Annotated in this window: 1 protein-coding gene; it reads left to right on the forward strand. The window is 52.3% G+C overall.

The window, feature by feature from the left end; genetic code table 11:
• The first annotated feature begins 263 nt into the window (after nt 1-263).
• Complete coding sequence (locus EHS19_RS04480) at nt 264-938, forward strand: DUF3800 domain-containing protein (RefSeq protein WP_151916595.1); 675 nt, start codon at nt 264-266, stop codon at nt 936-938.
• Nucleotides 939-1,304: the final 366 nt, after the last annotated feature.

Genomic DNA, 1,304 nt, shown 5'->3' on the forward strand with positions numbered 1-1,304 from the left:
TGGTAACGATGGGTAACGATGACCGCTGACTTTAACCTCAATTGGCCGTGCAGAAAAGAAAAATCCCCGGGGTTTCATGATGTTTCGCATGAGTGACGTTCCGGGGCATTCACCATTAGTATAGCCATCATGAATCCTGGCTCTTGCATGTCAGAGCCGGTTCTGTCATAATGGTGACGCTTCGTCCCGTAAGAGCGAGGCTCCAAGTCGCCGGGGGTATTCCCCCGGCATTCCTTTATTTGCCGTCTTGTCAGGGGAATCGGTTGAGCGAATTGAGCATCTTCGTGGACGAGTCCGGCGAATGGGGCAAGCTGTCCGAATACTATCTCATCACGCTGGTGTTCCATGTGCAGTCCACGCCCATAACCACGCACATCGAGAAGTATGAACGGCATCTGACAGATTCGGCTTTGCCGGACATCCCGTTCCATGCCGGTCCTTTGTTCAACGGTCACGACGATTACGAGGATATCTCGTTCGCGGATCGAAAGAGACTGTTCTTCGCGTTCTTCACGCTTGCCCGTAACCTTCCGTTCCGATACGTGACGTTCGCCCATCGCAAAAGCATGTTCGACGGCGATAAGACAAGGTTCGGAGCACAGCTCAAACGCGATCTTGCGGACTTCTTCCTATCACATCTCAACGAATTCCAATCGTATGAGACAATCAAGGTGTACTACGACAATGGGCAGCAAATCGTATCGAATGCGCTGAAAGCATCCATCGACTATGCGCTGTCCAAGGAAGCCGTCGTGTATCGCGATGCGCAACCGAAGGACTATCGTCTGGAGCAGGCCGCCGATTTGATGTGCACCATCGAACTGACAGCGTTGAAATTCAACGCCGGCGAAGAGACCGCTACCGACCGAAAGATGTTCAAAGACCGGCGTGACTTCCGCAAAAACTATCTCAAGATTCTACGACGCAAGCAATTCTGATGGAATCCAGAAGCATGGTCTTTCTGCCGGGAATCCAGTAACTACCGACGAAACGGTTCTTGCTGGACTGCAATCCAACCACCCGCGACACGCCGAGCGTGTCGCCTTCCCAAGCGGCCAATCCCAGTAACATTTCAGTAACAGTAATCGTCAGGATTAGCCAAGCGCACTGGTTCCAGCAAAGAACACCCAATACTCAGAAACGGCTTGATTCCAACGATATTCACCCCATCCAAAGCAGCCGTTTTTTGCAAAACAACCCCCTGATGATACAGGATGTCGCGGGTTCAAATCCCGCCGGCCCGACCACAAACCCTACTTCCGCTTAGGTTTTGAGGTTTCGCCGTTCGAGGCAGAAGACCGCTG

It is taken from the genome of Bifidobacterium jacchi (genome assembly GCF_009078285.1).
In the GTDB taxonomy this organism is placed as follows: Bacteria; Actinomycetota; Actinomycetes; order Actinomycetales; family Bifidobacteriaceae; genus Bifidobacterium; species Bifidobacterium jacchi.